1 pseudogene is annotated in these 499 nt (G+C 76.6%); it reads right to left on the bottom strand.

Annotated features, from left to right (window positions below):
* Window positions 1–499 (bottom strand): annotated as a pseudogene (locus RL72_RS19965) (thiol reductant ABC exporter subunit CydC); the annotation flags it as partial.

The raw sequence follows: 499 nt of genomic DNA, 5'->3' as shown, positions 1-499 counted from the left end.
CCGCGGAGCCGCCGAGCGCGACCGCGCCGACCACCGCGATCGCCAGGCAGACGGCCAGGGCGACCGCCGCCGCGGGCGCGATGAGCGCCAGCACGCCCACCGACACGACCGCGACCACGCCGCCGGTGAGCAGCGGCTGCACGACGCGGAGGGGCAGGTTCTGCAGGTTCTCCACGTCGTCGACCAGCGCCGCGAGCACGGATCCGCGGTCGGTGGCACCGAGGCCCGCGGGAGCGAACGGGGTGAGCCGGCGCACCACCGCCGCGCGCAGGTCCGCGAGCCGCCCGAGTGCGGCGTCGTGTCCGGCGAGACGCTCGAGGTAGCGCGTCACCGCTCGGGTCACCGCGAAGAAGCGCACGCCGACGATGGCCACCGACAGCGGCACCAGGCTGTCGACGATCGAGGCGCTGACGATGAGCCAGCCGCTGACGAGCAGCAGGCCCACAGCGGCCGCCGCGGAGACGATGCCGGCCAGCACCGCGGGCGCGAAGCGGCGGCC

Source organism: Microbacterium azadirachtae (assembly GCF_000956545.1).
GTDB lineage: Bacteria > Actinomycetota > Actinomycetes > Actinomycetales > Microbacteriaceae > Microbacterium > Microbacterium azadirachtae.
This window is presented reverse-complemented; position numbering and strand designations above follow the sequence as displayed.